The organism is Erwinia piriflorinigrans CFBP 5888 (assembly GCF_001050515.1).
Taxonomy (GTDB): domain Bacteria; phylum Pseudomonadota; class Gammaproteobacteria; order Enterobacterales; family Enterobacteriaceae; genus Erwinia; species Erwinia piriflorinigrans.
In genome coordinates this window covers 55545-77428 of record NZ_CAHS01000022.1, presented here as the reverse complement: position 1 = coordinate 77428, position 21884 = coordinate 55545, and the positions used below count along the sequence as shown (strand labels likewise).

Below are 21884 nucleotides of genomic sequence, written 5' to 3'. Positions count from 1 at the left end.
TGAAGAAAAAGAGGCAAACGGAAGAAATGAGAACCTGCGCGTGATTAAGTGAAAGGCATGATGAACATTGACACTTATGTCACTAAAGTACCGGGGGGGGCGGTCATAAAGAGTGGCAATACGGGGTTTTACTGTCGGAAACAGGGTCGGTGCTGGCGGTATATCGCGGCGTTTTTTTGTATTAAAAATCAAGTGGAACAGGGGGCGGAAATCGATATAAACGGGCCGGAGGATATCCAGCCCTGACGTTTAATGGACCTGCTGGTCGTTCGCCGCAGAATCACTGCGCAGAGCGGCAATATCGACCGCATCATACACATAATTATTGCCGCAGTAGTCGCAGTGCATGTCGATATGGCCATCTTCCTGCAACATCTGATCCACCTCTTCTGGTGGCAGCGTGCGCAGCACGTCACCACAGCGCTGACGTGAACAGCTACATTTGAAGCTAACCGCCTGCGGGTCGAACAGCGTCACTTCTTCCTGGTGGTAGAGTCGCCACAGAACATCATGGGCTGGCAGGCCGAGCAGCTCTTCGGTTTTAATTGTTTCGGTTAACGTCGCCAGATGATTAAAATCATCCAGGCTGGCGTCCTGAGCAGGCAGTACCTGTAGCAGGATACCGCCCGCGCCTAATCCTTTTTCGCTTTCGCCGGAACGGATAAACAGGCGAGTCGGTAGCTGTTCAGAACGCATAAAGTAATCTTCCAGACAGGCCGCCAGCGTATCGCCTTCAAGACCCACCACGCCCTGATAACGTTCACCGACTTCAGGTGAAATCGTGATCACCAGATAGCCATTGCCGACCATCTCTTTGAGGCTGCTGCCCTCGGCGATTTCACCCTGCATCCGAGCCACGCCGCGCATTTCCTGCCGATTGTTGCCGTTAATCACCGCCATATTCAGAGGGCCATCCCCCTGTAGTTGCACCGTAATGTCACCATCAAATTTCAGGGTGGCGGTCAACAGACTGGTGGCGACCAGCAGTTCACCGAGGATCTGCTGCACCGGCTGTGGGTAATCGTGGCCCTGAACGATCTCATTCCATGTCTGGGAGACGGTGACCAGTTCGCCACGTACGGCGTGGTTTTCAAACAGGTAACGGTGCATCTGGTCTTGCTGGGACATATAATTTCTCTCTGATATGGCGTTATTCGTCGCCAGAATGTTTAAACTTCATCAGGTCACGACGCTCTTTTTTGTCCGGGCGTCGGTCAGGATGGGGCATGCTAAGCGCGTTCATTTTTCGCGCCAGAGCCACCTTTTCCCGCTTCTCAATACTTTCTGCCGTCTCGCTGTATAAAAGCTGGGCTTCTGGCGCAGAGCCACGTTTATCGCTGATGGCTGCAACCACCACGGTACGTTCGTCGTTGCCCTGGCGCAGCGTTAAGCGGGCATCAACTTCGACCAGCTTACTGGGTTTGCTGCGTTGGCCGTTATAATGAACCTTGCCGCCTTCAATCATTTGACGCGCAGCGGCGCGAGTTTTATAGAAGCGTGCGGCCCAAAGCCATTTATCGAGCCGCACCCCTGCGCTGGGTTTATCTCTCATCGTATCGATTCCTTTGGGAATATCCCTATGTATGGGTGATGCGCGATAAATCAAGGCACCCGGCGGTGGATAACTCACGCGCCAGGTCTTCAGGTTATTTCGGGTAGGTGAGCACGATTGCCCATTTTAAAAATAGCACAGATACGGCTGGCTCAGAACCGTGGTCGTACGGGCTTGATATCGCCTAAGGTCTGGTTGAGACATTTTTCGTAGTACTGGTGGATTTCCATCAGGCGTATGCGATTGCGGTGAATACGGCGCAGCGCCAGCCAGCTATTCACCGCCAGGGTCAGACAGAGCGCCAGCAGCAGCAGGCTGCTGCCCAGGTAGCGCCATAACGTCATCTTACCCGGCGCGCCGTGCAGGGCTATATGGCGAGTGCCGTTGGCATCGGTGCTGATGCTGGTAATTATGCCACTGGCACTAAACGGCGTTTGCAGCAACATGCCTGCCAGCCGCCGCAGTTCAGGCCATTGCTCCGGCGCGTCCAGATCGAACAGTGACGTTGCCGGAGGCGAGTACTTCACCAAAGGCCGACCTTCGTCGTTGATAATCAGGAAACCGCCTGGAGGTGGGCTGTTAAGCGCCTCCGCTGCCCGGCGTGTTTCACGATAGAAGAAGGATGAGGTCGCCGTATTGACCAGATTTTCCAGCGCCTCCGAGCTGACCGGACGCAGTAATACGTTCATGCCATTGAGCTCGCCGGAATTCGCGTTACGCACCAGAGTTTGCCAGTCTTTCGCATTGCTGAGGTTCACCAGCGCATTCTTTAGCCGTATGCAATCCTGATCCTGGCTGCATAAGTGCTGGGTGCGTAGCACGATATCGGAGAAATCATCCAGTAGGGTCATGCCCGATTTCTGGATAGCGGTTGCCAGATATGGGTTCAGTTTCGGATCGGTATTGTTCAAGGGATGTAGCTGTAGTCTGGTGGTATCCAGCAATGCGCTGGCCTTATCAATAACATCCGATTGCGGCAGTGGCAGCGGTTCGGCTTCGTTCCAGTAGAGGGCCGAGCAATCAAATGGCATAAAGGCGTAACTACGGTTGTTTTGGTAGTTAACCGGAATGGAACACATACCGGTGCCGGTCACGGTCAGGCTGTCGCCCACCTGCGGCGAGGCGTTGGATAATTGACTAACCTGTGTCACTTCCAGACTTTTAGCACCTTTGACCCAGGCCAGGCTCAATTTAAGCGGCATGCAGAGCGGGATCCAGCTCATCAGCAGCACCAGTACCAGCAGTGAGGCGGCGGCCAGCACCACATTTTTGCGCCAGCGCTGGATGGGGAAATTACGCACCTCGTCATGCAGCGACAGGAATCGCCCCTGGCGCACCACCTGATGGTTAAGATCAATATCGATTTCGGTGGTTTTACCAAGATCGCGATCGATGTAATTCTGCCAGTGGGGCGGGTAATGCAGGTCGAGAATACCGAGCGAAATATTACTGACCTGGCTTTGATTTGATTCACCAAACAATCCCCAGCGCTTTGGCGCACCCCGCAAGCAGTGTATTTCTCGAAAATGATTTTCTTTCGGGTGCAGGTAGAGCAGCCAGCTACTGACCCCGATAGTCGTCAGACCTACCAGCGTCAGCCAGGGCATAGCAACCAGCGGAGCAATCAGGCTGATAAACAGCACTAATAGCCCGATGCCAATGATAAACGCTTCGCGAGTACCGTCTGGGCGACTGAGCGCATACTCTTCAACGGTCTCTTTGCGTATGCTGAGCAGTTCAACATTGTCCCCTTCTTCCTTGCGGATAGAGGCATTCTGACTGGGAGCCGGCGACAAGGATGCCAGAGCTGGAGATTCCATTCGATATTGAGTGAGCGAGTGCCCGTTCAAAGAAATCACCAAGGGAATGGTTTGCGTTTTGATCAGCTCAACGTAATTTTCTTCCGCAATGTACTGCTCCCAAAGAGGAGGGAGATGGACTTCCACCGTATCAAGGTAATAGCGCCATTTGTAAGGCTCATCCGTGGAGAGCCCATAACGGGTAATGGCGCGGGTGACAGGATAAACATTCTTGCTTTGAGCGGTGAGTACCAGCGGCGCAATCGCTCTGCTGGCACCACTAAGTGGCATGGCGTGGCTGTGAATCGCCTGTTGTTTGACGTAGTGCTCAATCGCCGTGCGCTCTTCCGCGCTCAGTTTACGGTGGGGGGGGGTGATAAATGGCAGTGGTTTCGCCAATGGCGGACGATGCCGCATAGCGTACCAAAAGAAACAACCTGCCGTTATCAGACAGGCCAGCATTACAGCCAATATGATGACTATTGTGCTCATGCTTCCCTCATTCCTGCCACGATGCTCCTGTCATAGTTCTCGCATAAGACTATGGTCATATTTAAACCAGACGTGGCGAGCTTCAATAGCGTTGGTAATCAACTGTGTATTGAAAATAGCACTAGAAATCATAAAATTAGGATAGTTCAATAACATGGCCGGAGTATAGGCTATCAAACATTTATATTGCAAAATATCGTCCTATTCCTATTTATAAACCGGCTTGTTGACATTTTTCAAAATTTTTCCTTCATGTTAACAACGATTTGTTATAAATGACCCAAATGATTTGTGCGATGATGGGATTTGTGTGCAGGCTATCGCAAAATGGAAACAGACGCGGTGTTTGCCGTGCTGCGGGGTTCGCCCGGAAATGCGGTTTCCTCTATTTTTCAGGTTTGACGAAAGTGCATAATAGCCCGCAGTTCGCTTCAAAATCGACACTTTGCTTTTGCGACCGTTGCGTGACGCGACCTGATACGGTTATCCCCGGTGATGATGGGGAATGACATTCACTTTTCGGCTTTCAGCTGGGGCTATGATGACCAGACAACTAAAGAAACCTGACATCCTCAACGTGGAGACCGTGGCGCGATCAAAACTGTTTACCGTCGAAGCGGTCGACCTGGAATTCAGTAACGGTGCGCGTCGCGTCTATGAGCGCATGCGCCCTTCAGGTCGTGAGGCAGTGATGATTGTCCCGATTATAGACAACCACCTGATCCTGATTCAGGAGTATGCCGTCGGGCTGGAAAGTTACGAGCTGGGCTTTCCAAAAGGCCTGATCGATCCTGGCGAGACACCGTTTGTTGCGGCAAATCGCGAGTTGAAAGAGGAGGTCGGTTTTGGCGCACATCAGCTGCAAACGCTGGGTAAACTTACCACGGTACCCTCTTATTTCTCCAGCCAAATGAATATTGTGGTGGCGGAAGATTTGTACCCGGAGCAGCTGGAAGGAGATGAGCCGGAGCCACTGCCGCAGCTACGTTGGCCACTGAATAATCTGCTGGCGCTGCTGGAAGAACCCGATTTTCGCGAGGCGCGTAACGTCAGCGCTCTGTTTCTGGTGCGTGAATGGCTGGTCAGACAGGGGCGTTTGAGCTACTGAGCCATCTGCCAGATAAGACGATGGCGATCTGCTGTTACCTGTTAGCTTCAGAATGATAGACGGCCCCTGCGCGATCGCCGGGGCCGTCTATTTTTACGTGATTAAAACAGTTCGTGGCTTTCGCCATTGTCTATCAGCGTGGTGCCGACATCATGCACGGAATACTCGGTCGGCTGGGTGCCGTTGATAAAGTACTCGTCGCGCGTGTTGCCGCCGCCGTTAGCCAGTTTGCCAGTGTTACGATCGATTTTGACCGTTACCACGCCTTCTGGCGGCGTGAGCGGCTGAGGTGGTACGCCGTCCAATGCGGACTTCATATAATCATCCCAGGCAGGCTGAGCGCTTTTCGCTCCTCCTTCGTAGCCAGAAATCTGATCTTTGATTGCACCAGATGCCGTAGTACGCCCCAGGTCACGGCGATGGTCGTCAAAGCCGATCCACACTGACGTCACCACTCCCGGCCCGTAACCGGAGAACCAGGCATCTTTCGAGCTATTGGTGGTACCGGTTTTACCTCCGATGTCATTCCGCTTCAGGTCACGCCCGGCACGCCAGCCGGTTCCCATCCAGCCAGGTTCACCAAAGATATTCGAATTCAACGCGCTTTTGATCAGGAACGACAGCGGTGTATTGATCACGTGTGGCGCATACTGTTGCTCGCCGTTCTGCTGCTGCGGAACTTGCTCCAGCTGGGGCTGTGGTGTGGCAACGTTGTTGCCTTCTTGTGAGACCGCCACGTTTTCAACGCTGTCTTCACTTAACGCCACCGCCTTTTGGGTATCTCCGTAGATCACCGGCAAATTGCACTCCGGGCAGGCCACTTTCGGCTGGGCCTCAAACAGCTTATTGCCCATCTCATCTTCGATGCGGGATATAAACCAAGGGTCGACCAGGAAACCGCCGTTTGCCATCACCGAGTAGCCGCGCACCATCTGTAACGGCGTAAAGGAAGCCGATCCCAGCGCCAGTGATTCAGTATGCACAATATTCTGTGCGGGGAAGCCAAAGCGCTGCAAATATTCGGCGGCGTAGTCAACGCCCATCGCCCGCATTGCGCGCACCATCACGACGTTTTTCGACTCACCCAAGCCCTGACGCAGGCGAATAGGGCCTGAATAGGTGTTCGGAGAGTTTTTTGGCCGCCAGTCTGCACCGGCTCCGGCATCCCACCGCGAAATCGGCACATCGTTGAGAATTGAGGCGAGCGTCAGGCCACGATCCATCGCGGCGGTATACAGGAACGGCTTGATATTCGAGCCGACCTGGCGCAACGACTGGGTTGCACGGTTAAATTTGCTCAGGTTGAAGTCAAAGCCGCCCACCAGTGCGCGAACCGATCCGTTATGCGGATCGAGCGAGACCAGCGAGGAGTTGACGTCTGGCACCTGTGCCAGCTGCCAGCCATTGTCGACCTGGCGCAGCCAAATCTGCTGGCCCGGCTGCAATACCTGACTGACAGAACGCGGCGTAGCGCCCTGCAAAGTATCCGACTTGTACGGACGTGCCCAGCGCACGCTGGCAAGATTTAACGCCACGTTGCTGCCGTTGCGCATCATCGCGCTGGCTTCATCGTTACCGCTGGCGGTGATCACCGCCGGGAACAGCGGGCCGTAAACCGGCAGCGTTTTCAGCTTCTTCGCGATCTCCGCATCATTCCAGGCCCGCTCGCCGGGTTTCCACAGCAGGCTGGCCGGCCCGCGATAGCCGTGACGCATATCATAGGCAATCACATTGTCCTGCACCGCCGCCTGTGCCGCCAGTTGTAGCTTGCGCGAGATGGTGGTGTAAACCTTGTAGCCATCGGTATAGGCATTTTCACCATAGCGCTTGATCATCTCCTGGCGCACCATCTCGGTCAGCCAGGGCGCTGAGAAGGCAATTTCAGGCGCATGATAGTTGGCGACCAGCGGCGTCATGCGGGCTTCATTGTACTGCTCCTGGGTGATGTATTGCTGGTCAAGCATACGTGCCAGCACCGTGTTACGGCGCGCTACCGCACGGTCATGCGAATAGAGGGGGTTGAAGGTCGAAGGCGCTTTTGGTAGGCCTGCGATCATCGCGATTTCGCTGAGCGACAGCTGGTCAACATTCTTGCCGAAGTAAACCTGGGCCGCTGCCCCCACGCCGTAAGCGCGGTAGCCGAGGTAGATCTTGTTCAGATACAGTTCAAGGATCTCATCCTTGCTCATCGTCTGCTCAATACGGATGGCGAGAAAAGCCTCCTTAATCTTACGCATCAGCGTGCGTTCAGGACTCAGGAAAAAGTTACGTGCCAGCTGTTGGGTAATGGTACTGGCACCCTGTGAGGCATGTCCGGATGTCAGTGCAATGCTGGCGGCACGGAAAATACCGATCGGATCGACGCCGTGGTGCTCGTAGAAACGGCTATCTTCCGTGGCGATAAACGCTTTCACCATCAGGGGCGAGATATCTTGCAGCGTCAGGGGGATACGGCGTTTCTCACCGTACTGTGCGATAAGCTCATTATCGGCACTGTAGACCTGCATCGGCGTTTGCAAACGCACATCTTTCAGCGTAGCGACATCAGGGAGCTGCGGCTCTATATATTTGTACAGACCATAGATCGAGGCGGCTCCCAGCAAGATGCAACACACTGCAAGGATCAATAAATACTTTACGAACTTCACCTGATATTTCCCATTTAAAGTCGATTGAGCGGTTTATAAACAATCGCGCGGTAGTATAAAGGCAAGCCAGTACCTTGAATATGTCCTTTTAACTGACGGTAAGGAGATCGCGTCAATGGCTTTTAAGACATGGCAAGTCGGGCTGGATATTCAAAACGGGCAGCTTTGCGCACTAGGCATCCAGCGCCATCGCAACGGCTGGCAGCTGCGTCACTGGTGGCAGCATACGTTGCCGCAAGATACGTTAAGAAATGGCCTGGTGCAACGTCCGGACGCCATCGTGCCATTACTGCAACGCTGGCGTAAGCAATTACCCAGCCGCATCTCATTGCGGGTTGGCTTCCCGCCACAGCTGGTGATGCAGCGACAGCTGGCCTCGCCGCCAGCATCGCTACGTGAACCGGATCGTGGTCGTTATATTGTAGCCGCCGCTCGCCGATTTTTCCCCATCGCGCCCGAAGAACTGGCCTTAGACTACCGCAAAAGCGGTGATGCAGAAGGCTCACTTTACCTGACGGCTGCTCGTCAGGAAGCCTTGAATAGCTGGCTGGGCTGCCTGAAGCAGGTGTCACTCACGCCGGACGTGCTGGAGTTAACCCCGGCAGCATTGTACGCGCTGGCCCGGTCACTGGCGCTGGATCCCTCTGCCGCCCTGGTACATCGGCTAAGCGATCACTGGCTATGGTATGCGCCGCAGCAAAACGACCCGTCCTGGGGCTGGTGCTCGTTTGCTGAAGCAAAGAGTTTCACCCAGCTGCAACAGCGGTTTTTGAGTCATAGCAGCACCATTTGGTACAGCTCAGCGCTGACGGAAGCTCCGCCAGCGGGAACGCGTGCGCTAGCCCCGTTGAGCGTTTTATGCTGCTATCAGCCACCTTTACCGGCCTGTGATGGGGCTTTTGCACTGGCGACCGGGTTGGCGCTGCGTCCGGAGGACTGCTGATGGTGTGGGTCAATTTGCTGCCCTGGCGGCGTGCAGAGCTGCAAAAACGCTGGTGTGTCTGGCGACTGGTGATGGGTGGTATGGTGCTCATACTGATGGTCGGACTTTGCCATGGCCAGTGGCAGCGATGGCTTAATCAGCAGAATGCCATGACATTGACGCTGTGGAACACGGCATTAAAAAGCGCTGTCACTCTGGGCGGACAGATGCAGGACGCTCTCCAGCAATCCACCCGCTTGCAACGGCAGCGGGAAAAGCAGCAGTCCCGTCAACGGCAATGGGATCTGTGGCTTAGCTTTGCCCGAACCCTGGGACGTAATTTTCCACCAGACGTGTGGCTGTACACCTTGCGTAAAACCCCTCTTAGCATGGAATTGCAAGGAGCCGCTCACAGTATCAGCGCGTTACACCAGCTACGCGATGGGCTAAGTGCCAACCCGCTGTTCAGGGGGGCCACGCTGGGGCAGATTGAGCGCGTCAAGGGCGGTGAAATGACATTCACACTGCAAGCCCTGTTAGGCGTACCTGGCGTCACGGGCGATGAATAATCGCTGGCTGTTGGTTTGGCTGCAGCTGGAGACGGGGTGGTTCCGTCTGACCAGCTTCTGCGGGGTGACTCTGCTGCTGACGCTACTCTTGTGGTACTGCTGGCTATATCCGGCACAGCGCCAGCAGCAGCAGCAGGAACAGCAGCTGCACCAGCACATCCTGGAGTATCAGCAGCAGCTACGATCGCTGGCAGGATTACCGTCGCTGACCGTTTCGCAGCGGGAGGTGGTCTGTTTACAACAGTTGTTGTTGCCAGCGGCAGCGATGAAGTTCACTTTGCCTGAGCTGCTAAGTACCAGCGGCGCAGAATTAGTGCACTGGCGCCCGACCGAACAGGGGGGGGAGCTGGCTGTCACCCTGCAATGGCCTCTGTTTGCCAGGCTGCTGAACTATCTCTCTGCGTTGCAGCCGGTGCCCGCTTTTCCCATGTTCAGCCTTAATCGGGAAGAGGCGCAGCTACGTCTTGTGATGGAGCTGATTGATGAAAGCTAAATTCGCCTGTGCGCTACTCACGCTGATGATGTTGCACAGTCGTGCGCGCGACCCTTTTTTCCCCGCGCCAGCCGGCCACTGTCAGCCTCTCACCCGTACGGATAGCGGCTGGCGCATCCTGGGCGTGATCGGCCGCTCGGGAAATTATGATGCCTGGCTCACTGACTCCGGGGGGGCTGCGTTACGGCTCAAGACCGACTCTCTATTGCCCGGAACAATATGGCGGATAGCCCGTATTGATGCGCGCAGCGCCACGCTTATCCCATTTAAGGATTGCCGGCCGCCGCTGCGGTTGGCGCTAAAAGGACGATACAATGCTCAGGATGATTTGTCTGTGGATGGTGTTAATTAATCCCTTGTCAGCAGCGCAGGCCCCGCTAACCCTGGCGTTTGATGATGCCCCCGTGGCCCAGGTGTTACAGGCGCTGGCAGACTACCAGCAGCTTAATCTGATGGTGGCTCCCGGCGTTGAAGGCACGCTTTCACTGCGGCTAAAAGATGTTCCCTGGCGGCAGGCCCTGCAACTGGTTGTCAAACTTGGCAAGCTCGGTATGGAACAGCAGGGGAATGTTTTATTGGTATTTCCCGAAGGCTGGCAACAGGAGGATCTGCGAAAAGTAGCAGCCCGGCTTGAAGCGCAGGAACAAATGCTGCCGCTGTTGAGTCGGAGCCTGACATTGGTACATGCAGATGCAGCAGCGGTAAATACCAGCTTGCAAAGTGAACGTGCAAAATTAATGTCGGCGCGCGGCAGTATCACTCTGGACAGCCGTACCAACAGCCTTTTGCTCCGCGATACCGAGAAAGCGCTGGCGCAAACTGAACGCTGGGTACGCCAGCTGGACGTGCCGTTGGAGCAAATTGAGCTGGCGGCACAAATTGTCACTATCAGTGAAGAGAGCCTTCGTGAGATGGGAGTGACCTGGGGGTTGAGTAGCGAAGCGCAGGTGGCCGATGCGCTGCGTGCCAGCCAGCTGCGTGTGGATCTCGCTGCGGGGCGACCCGCAGGGGTTGCCGGGTTTACCCTGGCAAAACTGGACGGTCGCCTGTTAGACCTGGAATTGAGCGCTTTAGAGAGTGAACACCAGGCCGATATCATCGCCAGCCCACGGCTTTTCACGTCACATCAACAAACGGCCAGTATTAAGCAAGGCACTGAAATCCCGTACGAAGTATCAACCGGCAATAGCGGTTCTACCACGATGGAGTTCAAAGAAGCGATGCTGGGAATGGAAGTGACCCCCGTGGTGCAGGCCAACGGACGGATCCTACTGAAACTGCACATTTCTCAGAATGTCCCAGGACGTAATATGCGGAGTGGAGAAAATGAGGTACTGACTATTGATAAGCAGGAGATTAATACGCAGGTGATCTTGAAGGATGGTCAGACGCTGGCGTTGGGTGGGATATTCCAGCAGCAGAGTGAAACAGGCAGCACAAAAGTCCCCTGGCTGGGGGATATCCCGTTATTGGGTGCGCTGTTTCGCCATGATGTTCGCCAGCAAAAAAGGCGTGAACTGGTGATCTTCATCACGCCGCGCCTGATCCGCAGTGATTGATAAAATTTGGCGGCAAACGCTAAATCCTGCAGTTTTTTCCCGAATTGGTCACGGTTGCGTTTGACGCAAGGGCGGAATTAGCTTACAAGGTTTAGCGATTTTGAATAACGGGCCAGGTGCCCACAGCAGCAAATGCTATTTAACCGTTTTTTATCGTGCGCAACCGGCGTAGCCGATGCAACCACATCCGGCTGATAAATGAAGCGGACTGAAACGCGCCAAAACATCGTGCGCAATGGGCAAGGTAATTTAATCGGTTGCCAAAACACCTTCAGTGTTGAGATAATTTCCAGTCTGATTCTCGCACTATCGCTCATGAGGTTTCAGTTCATGTCCTGTCTGCTTTAAGGCGGGGTATCATTAACGAATTGTCTTAGTAATACCGAAAAAATGGCAGAGAAACGCAATATCTTTCTGGTTGGGCCTATGGGTGCCGGCAAAAGCACTATTGGGCGTCAGTTAGCTCAACAACTCAATATGGAATTTTTCGATTCCGATCAAGAAATTGAGCGACGTACCGGAGCGGATGTGGGCTGGGTTTTTGACGTCGAAGGCGAAGAAGGTTTCCGCGATCGCGAAGAAAAAATCATCAATGAACTCACTGAAAAGCAGGGCATTGTGCTGGCGACAGGTGGCGGTTCCGTCAAGTCGCGTGAAACACGCAATCGTCTCTCCGCTCGTGGCGTAGTTGTCTATCTTGAAACGACTATCGAAAAACAGCTGGCGCGCACTCAGCGCGACAAAAAGCGCCCGCTGTTGCAGGTGGAATCTCCACCACGTGAAGTACTGGAAGCTTTAGCTGATGAACGCAATCCTCTGTATGACGAGATTGCTGATGTCACCATTCGCACTGACGATCAAAGTGCGAAGGTAGTGGCTAATCAGATTATCAATATGTTGGAAAAGAGCTGATTAAAACTCCGGTCGCCCATCCGTGGGCGCAGCAGAAAAGGTGAAACAGCGTCATGGAGCGGATTACCGTAACTCTTGGGGAACGCAGTTACCCCATTACCATCGCCGCCGGGTTGTTCTCAGATCCGACTTCTTTTTGGCCGCTTAAAGCGGGCGAACAGGCTATGCTGGTAACCAACCAGACGCTGGCTCCTCTTTATCTTGATACATTACGTGCCCGGCTTGAGGGCGCGGGCATCGCCGTCGATCAGGTTATCCTTCCGGACGGTGAGCAATATAAAACCCTGGCGGTCATGGACCAGGTGTTTACGGCACTGTTAGCTAAGCCGCACGGCCGTGATACCACCCTCATTGCGCTGGGTGGCGGCGTCATTGGTGATTTAACCGGCTTTGCTGCTGCCAGCTATCAGCGAGGCGTGCGCTTTATCCAGGTGCCAACGACACTGCTGTCGCAGGTGGACTCAAGTGTTGGTGGTAAAACGGCGGTTAATCATCCGTTGGGCAAGAATATGATCGGTGCTTTCTATCAGCCTGCTGCGGTCGTGGTCGATCTTGATTGCCTGAAGACCCTGCCGGCGCGCGAGCTGTCCTCCGGGCTGGCGGAAGTGATTAAGTACGGCATTATTCTCGACGGTGAGTTTTTTAACTGGCTGGAACAGAATCTCGATGCGCTACTGGCTCTTGACGGTGCGGCGATGTCCTGGTGCATTAAACGCTGCTGTGAATTGAAAGCTGAAGTGGTGGCGGCCGATGAGCACGAACATGGACTGCGCGCATTGCTGAATCTTGGCCATACTTATGGTCATGCGATTGAAGCGCATATGGGCTATGGCAACTGGTTGCATGGCGAAGCGGTAGCAGCGGGTATGGTGATGGCAGCGAGAACCGCCGAACGTCTCGGGCAGTTCAGTCCTCAAGATACCGACCGTATTATCTCTCTATTGCAGCGTGCCGGTTTACCTGTAAAGGGGCCGGAAAGCATGGCGGCGAAAGATTATTTGCCGCATATGATGCGCGATAAAAAGGTACTGGCTGGTGAGTTGCGGCTGGTGCTTCCGCAGGCAATCGGCAGAGCTGAACTGCGCAGAGGCGTTGCGCATGATATCGTTCTGGCATCCATTCGGGATTGCCAGTAGCCTTAACCTACCTGAGCCAGACATCCTGGCTATGACTGAAATATGCGCCGTTCACAGGACTGTGGCGGCATTGCCGCTCTATGGGAGGAGGTCAAATGGACGAGTTTAAGCCGGAAGACGAGTTGAAACCTGACACCAGTGACCGCCGCCCGACGCGGTCACGTAAAGCGTCTGATACCCCAAAATTGCCGGTCTCCCGTCAACATATGATGATGGGTATTGGTATTTTGGTGCTGCTGTTGTTAATGCTGGGTATTGGATCGGCGCTAAAATCACCGGATAAAGGCCGCAGTCAGGGCGCACAACAGGTGCAAGCTCCGGCGGGGAGTGGCGGTGAGAAAAATATTGACCTTTCCGGTAGCTCATCAATGAGTGGGCAGTCCGGTCAGCCGGTATCCGCTGAAAACAGTCCGGCAGGTTCAACGCAGGATGCGACCCCTCCACCGATCTCTTCCAGGCCCACTCAGGCTCAGCCAGTACAGACTCCTTCCGGGCAACAGCGTGTCGAATTGCAGGGCGACCTGAATAACGCCTTGAGCGCCCAACAGGGTCAGGTGGATGCAGCGGTACAGGACAATAACACTTCGCTGCCAACGACAGCGGCAACCGTTGCGGCAGGTGCCGAAAAGCCTCGTTCGGCTACCGCTAGCGCACCAACCCCACACGCTGCGCCGTCATCTCAGCAGAAACCAGCCGCAGTGCATCATTCTGCGGCGAATAAACTGACGGTGAAAGAAAGCAAGCCTGCTGCGCCGCCAGTAAAAAGCGTCTCCTCTGGCAAAAAAGCAGCACCAGCCACTCATAGCAGCAGCATACCGGATGGTAATTTTACGCTTCAGCTAAGCAGCGCATCTCGAGCTGATTCACTAAACGCGTGGGCCAAAAAGCAAAATCTGGGCAGTTTCCACGTTTATAAGACCACGCGTAATGGCCAGCCGTGGTATGTGCTGGTAAGTGGTTCTTATGCGACCTCCGCTGACGCTAAAAGAGCTGTTGCGACACTACCGTCAGAGGTACGTGCCCAGAAGCCGTGGGTAAAACCGCTTAGCCAGGTCAAAAACGAAGCGAGTAAATAACATTCTGCCGGGGCAACCCGGCATTTCCTGAAGTGTGTGTGCCTGTGGCATGCAGCATTTAAAGCGCAGATATGCTGTCGGTGTAGCCACAGCCTTATGAGTAAGTAATTAACGACGGCATGAAAAAAAATCGCGCTTTTTTGAAATGGGCTGGTGGTAAATATCCGTTACTTGATGATATTAAAAGCCATCTTCCGGAAGGAGACTGCCTGATCGAACCGTTTGTCGGTGCCGGATCGGTATTCCTTAATACGCAATATCCACGTTACATTCTGGCTGACATCAACAGCGACCTGATTAATCTCTACAATATCGTCAAAGAACGTACCGACGAGTTTGTCCTCGACGCGTGCTCACTCTTCACCCCGGACAGCAACGATGCCGACGTCTACTACGTCTACCGGAAAGAGTTTAACCAGTGCCGCGACGCCTATCGCCGCGCATTGCTGTTTTTGTACCTTAATCGCCACTGTTATAACGGCTTGTGTCGTTATAACCTGAGCGGAGAGTTTAACGTCCCCTTTGGCCGCTACCGTAAACCTTACTTCCCGCAAGCAGAGCTGTACTGGTTTGCTGAGCGCGCACAACATGCGACCTTTGTCTGTGAATCTTACGATGTTACGCTAGGTAAAGCGCGGCAGGGGTCAGTGGTGTATTGCGATCCCCCTTACGCGCCGCTGTCTGCGACAGCTAACTTTACCGCTTATCACACCAACAGCTTCAGCATGGGCGAGCAACAGCATCTTGCCGAGCTGGCCGTGCGACTGGCACAGGAAAATCATATCACCGTGCTGATCTCTAACCACGATACGCCGCTGACCCGTCAGTGGTATCAGGGGGCGACGAAGCTGCAAGAAATTAAAGTGCGCCGTTCGATCAGCCGTAGCGGTGATAGTCGTAGTAAGGTTAATGAACTGCTGGCGCTGTATACTGGCCGGTGACGAAAGCCTGACAGCAGGCATAAACAACAGGGAGAAACGGATGAAACAGTTTTTAATTGCCCCATCAATTCTTTCCGCAGATTTTGCCCGCCTGGGCGAAGATACTGCTAAGGCGCTGGCTGCAGGCGGTGATGTCGTGCATTTCGACGTGATGGATAATCATTACGTTCCCAATCTCACTATGGGGCCGATGGTGTTAAAAGCCCTGCGCGATTATGGCGTGACCGCCCCGATAGACGTCCATCTGATGGTGAAGCCGGTTGACCGCCTGGTGCCCGATTTTGCTAAAGCCGGTGCCAGCTACATCACTTTTCATCCGGAAGCTTCAGAGCATGTTGACCGTACGCTGCAACTGATTAGGGAGCACGGCTGTAAAGCAGGTCTGGTATTAAACCCGGCCACGCCGCTCAGCATCCTCGACTATGTGATGGATAAACTGGATGTCATTTTATTGATGTCGGTTAACCCCGGCTTCGGCGGCCAATCCTTTATCCCCGGCACGCTGGACAAGCTGCGCCAGGTGCGCAAACGGATTGACCAGAGCGGCTATGACATTCGCCTGGAAGTGGATGGCGGCGTGAAGACCGACAATATCGGTGAGATTGCAGCCGCAGGTGCGGATATGTTCGTTGCCGGTTCGGCTATTTTTGGTCATCCCGACTACAAGAAAGTCATTGATGATATGCGTACTGAACTGGAGAAATCTCGCCATGGGGCATTTCACTGATTGCCGTGCGCTGGCTTTTGATCTTGATGGTACGCTGACAGACAGCGCACCAGGCTTGACCAGCGCCGTAGACGGTGCGTTAATCGAACTCAACCTGCCCGCCGCTGGCGTTGCGCGCGTGTCGACCTGGATTGGTAACGGCGCAGATATTCTTATTGAGCGCGCACTGAGCTGGGCGCTGGGCCATGCTCCGCAGGCCGATTTATTGCGTGAAGGCCGCCAGCTGCTGGACAAACATTACGCGCACAGTGCGGATGGCGGTAGCCAGCTCTATCCGGGGGTGAAGCAGACGCTTGCCTCACTGGCTGAACGCGCCGTGCCTATGGCTCTGGTCACTAACAAACCCACCCCTTTTGTTGCACCGCTGCTGCAATCGCTGGGTATTGCTGACTATTTTTCACTGGTTATCGGTGGCGATGATGTGGTGGCGAAGAAGCCGCATCCGGCACCGTTATTCCTGGTGCTTGGCAAGATGGGCCTGTTACCGGGCGAGTTAGTGTTTGTCGGCGATTCACGGAATGATATTCTGGCGGCACAGGCTGCGGGATGTCCCTGTATCGGCATGACTTATGGCTATAACTACGGCGAGTCAATCGTCACCAGCCAGCCTGACCTTACACTCGATCATTTTAACGATTTGTTGCCCGCTCTCGGGCTGTCATTATCAGGACGGAAACATGAGTAAACCCATCGTATTTAGCGGCGCACAGCCTTCAGGTGAACTGACCATTGGTAACTATATGGGTGCGCTGCGTCAGTGGGTACAGATGCAGGACGATTACCACTGCATTTACTGCATTGTCGATCTGCATGCCATCACCGTGCGTCAGGACCCGGTGGCGCTGCGCAAGGCCACGCTGGATACGCTGGCGCTCTATCTGGCCTGCGGTATCGACCCACAAAAAAGCACCATTTTTGTGCAGTCGCACGTACCTGAACATACCCAGCTTAGTTGGATCCTCAACTGCTACACCTATTTCGGTGAGCTGAGCCGCATGACTCAGTTCAAGGACAAGTCGGCGCGTTATGAAGAGAACATTAACGCCGGTCTGTTTGACTATCCGGTGCTGATGGCAGCCGATATCCTACTTTATCAGACCACCCAGGTGCCGGTAGGTGAAGACCAGAAACAGCATCTGGAGCTGAGCCGTGATGTGGCGTCACGTTTTAACGCGCTGTATGGCGACATCTTCAAGGTGCCGGAGCCGTTTATTCCGAAATCCGGTGCGCGCGTGATGTCGCTGCTGGAGCCGACCAAAAAAATGTCTAAGTCCGATGATAACCGTAATAACGTTATCGGCCTGTTGGAAGATCCGAAGTCGGTGGTGAAAAAAATCAAACGTGCGATGACCGATGGTGATGAGCCACCGGTCGTACGTTACGATACGAAAGAGAAGCCCGGCGTTTCCAACCTGCTGGATATCCTGTCGGGCGTGACCGGCACGCCGATAGCCGCGCTGGAACAGCAGTTCTCTGGTCAGATGTATGGCCACCTGAAAGGCGCAGTAGCCGAGGCGGTGTCCGGCATGTTGAGCGAATTACAGGAGCGTTATCACCGTTACCGTAACGATGAGGCTTTCCTTGAGCAGGTGATGCGTGACGGTGCAGAGAAAGCCCGCGCTCAGGCGCAGGAAACGCTGAAAAAGGTTTACCAGGCTATCGGTTTCGTCGCCCAGCCATAGTGGTTTGACGGGCGGGTCCCAAACAGGGCCCGCCACGGTGAGTCAGCCCGGTGGCCATTTAGAGGTTTACCGGGATGACTCTCTTACCTTCTTCAGTGACAGAATAGCGCCGTCATACCAGTACAACGTCATCTTGCCGTTTTCCGATAGCGTCATAACCGCTCCTGTTCCCGGCCCCCAGGGGTTGGCACCGCACAGGATATTGAACCCGTTTGCTACCTGATAGCCATTTTCGGCCTCGCTTTTCCTGATTGGCACTAGCCTGGGCTTCTGCTGGCAGTTATCGATAGTCGGTTCGGTGGGGCGCTGCTGTGTGCCTGTGTTCCATACGATGTTATCTGCGGAGAACGTCACTTTTGCCTCCATGTACTGTGGGTCGTTAACCACCACAGCCTGTACCGGGCTGTCATTCACCCGTACGGCGTCAACCTGCCAGGTGCCCTCCAGACGGGTATAGTCGGGCGTAGCGGCCAGCAGCGGCTGGCTGACCAGCAGGCTGGCAATGATCATCAGTTTTTTCATCGTTTCTTCCTTGTGGTGTATGAAAGACATCATTTAAGAAGGCGAAATCGCCCGTTCTGTTAACGCCCCGGCGCTGAATTGAGTGATACCTGCCAGGATTAACAAACCATCTTATTTATAACGGAGGGTGTTCCATGCAGCCAGAATTAAAATGGATTAATCATATTCGCCTGCCCGGTCGTGAAGGGCTGTGGCAGCTTGAGATCCAACAGGGAAAAATAGCGCGCATTGCGCCGCAGCCGGCTGCGTGCGCCGATGGGGTTGCCCTGGATGCCGAAGGCGGGCTGGCTTTTCCCCCCTTTATTGAGCCGCACATCCATCTTGATACCACCCAGACTGCCGGTGAACCTGCATGGAACCAGTCGGGTACGCTGTTTGAAGGGATAGAACGTTGGGCGGAACGCAAGGCGCTGTTAACCCATGACGATGTTAAGCAGCGCGCAAAACAGACGTTAAAATGGCAGATTGCCAACGGTATCCAGCATGTTCGTACCCATATTGACGTGTCTGACCCGACGCTGACCGCGCTGAAAGCCATGCTTGAGGTGAAAAAAGAGATGGCTCCGTGGGTGGATATCCAGCTGGTCGCATTCCCCCAGGAGGGCATTCTTTCTTATCAGGACGGCGAAGCCTTGCTGGAGCAGGCGCTACGGCTGGGGGCAGATGTGGTGGGGGCGATCCCTCATTTTGAGTTTACCCGCGAATACGGCGTTGAGTCGCTGCACAAAGCCTTTGCGCTGGCTCAGAAATATCAACGTATGGTGGACGTACACTGCGATGAAATCGACGATGAGCAGTCACGCTTTGTTGAGACCGTGGCCGCGCTGGCGCATCGTGAAAAGATGGGGGCGCGCGTCACTGCCAGCCATACCACGGCAATGCATTCCTACAACGGGGCCTACACCTCCCGTCTGTTTCGCCTGCTGAAGCTGTCCGGCATTAACTTTGTTGCGAATCCACTGGTGAATATTCATTTGCAGGGGCGTTTCGACAGCTATCCGAAACGCCGTGGGATCACCCGAGTGAAAGAGATGTTGCAGGCGGATATCAACGTCTGCTTCGGCCATGACGACGTGTTCGATCCCTGGTATCCGCTCGGCACGGCCAGTATGTTGCAGGTGCTGCACATGGGATTGCACGTCTGCCAGCTCATGGGCTATGAGCAGCTGGATGCCGGGATTAATCTGGTCACCACCCACAGCGCCAGAACCTTACAGCTATCCGATTACGGTATTCAGGTTGGCAACAGCGCGAACCTGGTGGTCCTGCCTGCCGAAAGTGGGTTCGATGCTCTGCGCCGTCAGGTGCCGGTGCGCTATTCCATTCGTCATGGACGGGTGATAGCGGAAACCCAACCGGCGGCCTGTCAGATTCATCTGGACAGCAGTGAACCGGTTGATTTCAGGCGCTGAGTGGATGGGTGAGGCAGATAAAAAGGCGGTATTGGTATTTGCCAGTCTCAACGCATGTGCAGCAAGCGGATATTATGGCTAATTTATCGCGACTGGAATCACCAGTCGCTGGGACTTTTATCATAGATTTTTCGTACAGCGAACTTAAAAATATAATAACCGGGTATTAGCCCAATAATTGAAACGACCGCAAGGTAGTATTTGTATTCACTGTAAGAGAAAAACAAAAACCATCCCATATAAATTAATGATAGCCCACATACGCCAATACCAATCCCCTGAATTATTCGTGATAATCCGGCCAGTAATATTCTCTTCATATATCAATTCTCTCAAAAAAATAGCAGCATGTTTGATGGAATTTATTGTGATCTGTAAAGGATAACGGGATGGCATCTTCAAAGGGTCTGGTTTTTTCGGCAACCATAAAGTAAAGGAGATCCAGATCGTCCATGCGTCTTAACATATTGTAGCAGAGGGGTTTCTTGTCATTAAGTTTCTGAATACATACACAGAACGAGACATTGCAGCCCCACGGAAAGGATACTTCCTATGGCCATACCTTCTGCTAATCTGGGGATGAGTTTAGAAGAAAGAATATAGCCCATGTTAGCAGCAGCCAATTGGTTGAAAGCCATTTTACCCAAGAAATGTCCCCCAGCTTTGGTAGACAACTCCTTTACTTTTTGAAAATCGACTCGCTGGATAAAGTTGTCAACAAAAAGACATATTACCTTTTCAAGGTTCTGTCTTGAGGCCATACCACTCTTTATCATTTTGACCATTCTTTCTTTGTCATAAGAGTGTATCGTTCTATTTTCGGTATCTAAAAAATCCCGGCCCAGATAGCAAAAGTCCACGGGTAGATTTACAAAACCGCCAAGAAATGCACGAAATAAATGGCTATCAATGTGAATGGCATCAGCCATTTCATTTGCCAGCTTTTTGGCACAATCATGTAATATTTCCTTGGTCAAAAATTTTCTTAGGCGCAGGGAAATCGTCAAGCCGCCCGGTCAGGCGGCTTTCACTCGGTTCTTTTTGCCGATTGGCATCAGTTCACCACGGTTGTTCCGTCAGTGCGCGTCCATATGCCCATGCTGCTTGTGCTTACTGACAAAGCCGAGCAGCAGACACATCAGGAAGACCACGGCATAAAGGCCGTTAGTGGTGGTCAGTGCCGCCTGGAACCCGGCTTTATCAACGATAGGGCCGGTGACCACAAAGGTCAGCATCGTACCGATGGTGCCGCAGGTCAGGATAAAGTTCACCAGCTTCGGTGAGGATACCTTAGTCTGTAGTGAGCCGAGAGTAATGATGGTGGTGTAAATGGCGCTGGAGAAGAAGCCAAGACCCATGATTATCCACTTCAGCATGGCGGCATCGGTGGTGTTAATAAACCAGTACATCAGCAGTGTCGAGGCCAGCGCCAGCAGTGTGACGATACGCTGCGGATCGAAGAAACGCAGGATGGCGCTAAACGCCCACATACCTACCATATAAGCGGTCCAGAAATGGCCAACAACGCTGCCAGCCTCGGTGATGTCCAGGCCCATATTTTTAGTCGCGTACTGCGGCACCCAGCCGATAAAGCCCAGCTGGCCGAGGATGTAACACAATGCGGCCACGGCGAGCAACGCGACGCCCAAGCCCCATTTCTCTTTCACTACCGGCTGCCCCTGAGCGGCGTTTTTGCCCAGCTGCGGGAATTCGAAGCACAGCGCAAGAATAAAGATCGCCACATAAATAACGCCGATACAGGCGTACACCCAGTACCACGGCAGCGATCTTGCCAGAATAGCGGCGGCAATAATCGGGAACAGCGTACCGGCCATACTGAAGAACGAGTCGGTAAACAACAGGCGTGAACCGCGTTGACGTCCTTCATACAGGTGGGTAATGAGGAAGGTACCGATGGACATGGTAATGCCACTGACGACCCCGAGTACGAACATACACAGGGAGAAAATGCTCAGGCTATGGCTGTTCATCAGGCCGAGTATTGCCAGCACCATCAGCACAAAACCAAAGATTATCTGACGCTTGAGCGGCACGATTTCCATCAGCCAGGCATTCAGGAACACGGCCAGCAGGATACCGGCGTTAAGGAAGGTAAAAGTATTGCTCATTTGAGCAACGGGCAGCTGGAAGTAAGCAGCAATATTCTCCAGTACCATGCCGGTAACGATAACCACTGCACCGGTCAACGCGTAGGAGAAGAAGCTGATCCAGGTAAGCCCAATGCGATCGCGATTTGTCATAGTGGAAACCTGTTGAGAAAGAAATTTTGCAGGCGGAGTGCCTGTGGGACGGGGGAAGTTTAACGATATTCGT

General features: G+C 53.7%; 21 protein-coding genes. 14 read left to right on the top strand and 7 right to left on the bottom strand.

The annotated features are described in order from the left end of the window. Nucleotides 1-249 precede the first annotated feature (249 nt). From hslO to EPIR_RS16485, 3 genes are all read right to left on the bottom strand, one after another. Nucleotides 250-1128 carry an Hsp33 family molecular chaperone HslO gene (gene hslO / locus EPIR_RS16495; RefSeq protein ID WP_023656613.1) on the bottom strand — a complete coding sequence of 293 codons (879 nt, stop codon included), beginning with the start codon at nt 1126-1128 and terminating at the stop codon, nt 250-252. A gap of 22 nt (nt 1129-1150) precedes the next feature. Then, nucleotides 1151-1552 (bottom strand): ribosome-associated heat shock protein Hsp15, encoded by a 402-nt coding sequence (gene hslR, locus EPIR_RS16490; protein WP_023656612.1) that lies wholly within the window; start codon nt 1550-1552, stop codon nt 1151-1153. A gap of 152 nt (nt 1553-1704) precedes the next feature. Beyond that, complete coding sequence (locus EPIR_RS16485) at nt 1705-3843, bottom strand: IgaA/UmoB family intracellular growth attenuator (protein WP_023656611.1); 2139 nt, start codon at nt 3841-3843, stop codon at nt 1705-1707. A 541-nt stretch (nt 3844-4384) separates the two neighbouring features. Between EPIR_RS16485 and nudE the strand changes: the two genes are divergently transcribed. Then, nucleotides 4385-4951 carry an ADP compounds hydrolase NudE gene (nudE, locus tag EPIR_RS16480; protein ID WP_023656609.1) on the top strand — a complete coding sequence of 189 codons (567 nt, stop codon included), beginning with the start codon at nt 4385-4387 and terminating at the stop codon, nt 4949-4951. 101 nt (nt 4952-5052) lie between these two features. Here nudE and mrcA read toward each other — a convergent pair whose 3' ends face one another. Further along, nucleotides 5053-7599, bottom strand: coding sequence for a peptidoglycan glycosyltransferase/peptidoglycan DD-transpeptidase MrcA (gene mrcA, locus EPIR_RS16475; RefSeq protein WP_023656608.1), 2547 nt, complete (start codon nt 7597-7599; stop codon nt 5053-5055). 115 nt (nt 7600-7714) lie between these two features. On the opposite strand from mrcA, the gene pilM reads away from it, so the two are divergent. From pilM to trpS, 12 genes are all read left to right on the top strand, one after another. Beyond that, nucleotides 7715-8542: a type IV pilus biogenesis protein PilM gene (gene pilM / locus EPIR_RS16470; protein WP_023656607.1), complete on the top strand. Its 828-nt coding sequence runs from the start codon at nt 7715-7717 to the stop codon at nt 8540-8542. Then, nucleotides 8542-9090, top strand: coding sequence for a PilN domain-containing protein (locus EPIR_RS16465; RefSeq protein WP_023656606.1), 549 nt, complete (start codon nt 8542-8544; stop codon nt 9088-9090). The genes pilM and EPIR_RS16465 overlap by 1 nt, the downstream gene beginning before the upstream one ends. After that, nucleotides 9083-9583, top strand: a complete 501-nt coding sequence (locus tag EPIR_RS16460) for a HofO family protein (protein WP_023656605.1) — start codon at nt 9083-9085, stop codon at nt 9581-9583. Before EPIR_RS16465 ends, EPIR_RS16460 begins: the two co-directional genes overlap by 8 nt. Next, on the top strand, nt 9573-9935 hold the full coding sequence (locus EPIR_RS16455) for a HofP DNA utilization family protein (protein WP_023656604.1): 363 nt from the start codon (nt 9573-9575) through the stop codon (nt 9933-9935). The genes EPIR_RS16460 and EPIR_RS16455 overlap by 11 nt, the downstream gene beginning before the upstream one ends. Further along, nucleotides 9898-11142: a DNA uptake porin HofQ gene (gene hofQ, locus EPIR_RS16450; RefSeq protein ID WP_023656603.1), complete on the top strand. Its 1245-nt coding sequence runs from the start codon at nt 9898-9900 to the stop codon at nt 11140-11142. Before EPIR_RS16455 ends, hofQ begins: the two co-directional genes overlap by 38 nt. Before the next feature lie 390 nt (nt 11143-11532). Further along, a complete protein-coding gene (gene aroK / locus EPIR_RS16445; protein ID WP_012442882.1) occupies nt 11533-12054 on the top strand; it encodes a shikimate kinase AroK in 522 nt (173 codons plus the stop codon). Nucleotides 12055-12107: 53 nt separating this feature from the next. Then, on the top strand, nt 12108-13190 hold the full coding sequence (aroB, locus tag EPIR_RS16440; RefSeq protein WP_023656602.1) for a 3-dehydroquinate synthase: 1083 nt from the start codon (nt 12108-12110) through the stop codon (nt 13188-13190). 95 nt (nt 13191-13285) lie between these two features. After that, complete coding sequence (locus EPIR_RS16435; RefSeq protein ID WP_023656601.1) at nt 13286-14266, top strand: SPOR domain-containing protein; 981 nt, start codon at nt 13286-13288, stop codon at nt 14264-14266. A 119-nt stretch (nt 14267-14385) separates the two neighbouring features. Next, the gene (gene dam, locus EPIR_RS16430) at nt 14386-15207 is read left to right on the top strand and encodes an adenine-specific DNA-methyltransferase (protein WP_023656600.1); all 822 of its coding nucleotides are present in this window, start codon (nt 14386-14388) and stop codon (nt 15205-15207) included. A 40-nt stretch (nt 15208-15247) separates the two neighbouring features. Further along, nucleotides 15248-15934, top strand: a complete 687-nt coding sequence (gene rpe, locus EPIR_RS16425) for a ribulose-phosphate 3-epimerase (protein WP_023656599.1) — start codon at nt 15248-15250, stop codon at nt 15932-15934. Next, nucleotides 15918-16619, top strand: coding sequence for a phosphoglycolate phosphatase (locus tag EPIR_RS16420; protein ID WP_023656598.1), 702 nt, complete (start codon nt 15918-15920; stop codon nt 16617-16619). The genes rpe and EPIR_RS16420 overlap by 17 nt, the downstream gene beginning before the upstream one ends. Next, nucleotides 16612-17616 carry a tryptophan--tRNA ligase gene (trpS, locus tag EPIR_RS16415; protein WP_023656597.1) on the top strand — a complete coding sequence of 335 codons (1005 nt, stop codon included), beginning with the start codon at nt 16612-16614 and terminating at the stop codon, nt 17614-17616. The genes EPIR_RS16420 and trpS overlap by 8 nt, the downstream gene beginning before the upstream one ends. Nucleotides 17617-17682: 66 nt before the next feature. Here trpS and EPIR_RS16410 read toward each other — a convergent pair whose 3' ends face one another. Beyond that, a complete protein-coding gene (locus EPIR_RS16410) occupies nt 17683-18138 on the bottom strand; it encodes a hypothetical protein (protein ID WP_023656596.1) in 456 nt (151 codons plus the stop codon). A gap of 134 nt (nt 18139-18272) precedes the next feature. Between EPIR_RS16410 and EPIR_RS16405 the strand changes: the two genes are divergently transcribed. Further along, nucleotides 18273-19550, top strand: a complete 1278-nt coding sequence (locus EPIR_RS16405) for a cytosine deaminase (protein WP_023656595.1) — start codon at nt 18273-18275, stop codon at nt 19548-19550. A gap of 491 nt (nt 19551-20041) precedes the next feature. On the opposite strand, the gene EPIR_RS16400 is transcribed toward EPIR_RS16405, so the two are convergent. Then, nucleotides 20042-20527 carry a hypothetical protein gene (locus EPIR_RS16400; RefSeq protein WP_240987375.1) on the bottom strand — a complete coding sequence of 162 codons (486 nt, stop codon included), beginning with the start codon at nt 20525-20527 and terminating at the stop codon, nt 20042-20044. A gap of 99 nt (nt 20528-20626) precedes the next feature. Next, nucleotides 20627-21811, bottom strand: a complete 1185-nt coding sequence (gene tsgA, locus EPIR_RS16395) for an MFS transporter TsgA (protein WP_023656593.1) — start codon at nt 21809-21811, stop codon at nt 20627-20629. Nucleotides 21812-21884 lie beyond the last annotated feature (73 nt).

Bases quoted from the DNA above. Each gene is read 5' to 3' on its own strand.
- pilM (WP_023656607.1), top strand. From the start codon at position 7,715: ATGGCTTTTAAGACATGGCAAGTCGGGCTGGATATTCAAAACGGGCAG.
- hslO (WP_023656613.1), bottom strand. From the start codon at position 1,128: ATGTCCCAGCAAGACCAGATGCACCGTTACCTGTTTGAAAACCACGCC.
- EPIR_RS16420 (WP_023656598.1), top strand. From the start codon at position 15,918: ATGGGGCATTTCACTGATTGCCGTGCGCTGGCTTTTGATCTTGATGGT.
- trpS (WP_023656597.1), top strand. From the start codon at position 16,612: ATGAGTAAACCCATCGTATTTAGCGGCGCACAGCCTTCAGGTGAACTG.
- hofQ (WP_023656603.1), top strand. From the start codon at position 9,898: ATGCTCAGGATGATTTGTCTGTGGATGGTGTTAATTAATCCCTTGTCA.
- EPIR_RS16435 (WP_023656601.1), top strand. From the start codon at position 13,286: ATGGACGAGTTTAAGCCGGAAGACGAGTTGAAACCTGACACCAGTGAC.
- EPIR_RS16405 (WP_023656595.1), top strand. From the start codon at position 18,273: ATGCAGCCAGAATTAAAATGGATTAATCATATTCGCCTGCCCGGTCGT.
- nudE (WP_023656609.1), top strand. From the start codon at position 4,385: ATGACCAGACAACTAAAGAAACCTGACATCCTCAACGTGGAGACCGTG.
- EPIR_RS16465 (WP_023656606.1), top strand. From the start codon at position 8,542: ATGGTGTGGGTCAATTTGCTGCCCTGGCGGCGTGCAGAGCTGCAAAAA.
- EPIR_RS16455 (WP_023656604.1), top strand. From the start codon at position 9,573: ATGAAAGCTAAATTCGCCTGTGCGCTACTCACGCTGATGATGTTGCAC.
- aroK (WP_012442882.1), top strand. From the start codon at position 11,533: ATGGCAGAGAAACGCAATATCTTTCTGGTTGGGCCTATGGGTGCCGGC.
- hslR (WP_023656612.1), bottom strand. From the start codon at position 1,552: ATGAGAGATAAACCCAGCGCAGGGGTGCGGCTCGATAAATGGCTTTGG.
- tsgA (WP_023656593.1), bottom strand. From the start codon at position 21,811: ATGACAAATCGCGATCGCATTGGGCTTACCTGGATCAGCTTCTTCTCC.
- aroB (WP_023656602.1), top strand. From the start codon at position 12,108: ATGGAGCGGATTACCGTAACTCTTGGGGAACGCAGTTACCCCATTACC.
- EPIR_RS16410 (WP_023656596.1), bottom strand. From the start codon at position 18,138: ATGAAAAAACTGATGATCATTGCCAGCCTGCTGGTCAGCCAGCCGCTG.
- dam (WP_023656600.1), top strand. From the start codon at position 14,386: ATGAAAAAAAATCGCGCTTTTTTGAAATGGGCTGGTGGTAAATATCCG.
- EPIR_RS16460 (WP_023656605.1), top strand. From the start codon at position 9,083: ATGAATAATCGCTGGCTGTTGGTTTGGCTGCAGCTGGAGACGGGGTGG.
- EPIR_RS16485 (WP_023656611.1), bottom strand. From the start codon at position 3,843: ATGAGCACAATAGTCATCATATTGGCTGTAATGCTGGCCTGTCTGATA.
- rpe (WP_023656599.1), top strand. From the start codon at position 15,248: ATGAAACAGTTTTTAATTGCCCCATCAATTCTTTCCGCAGATTTTGCC.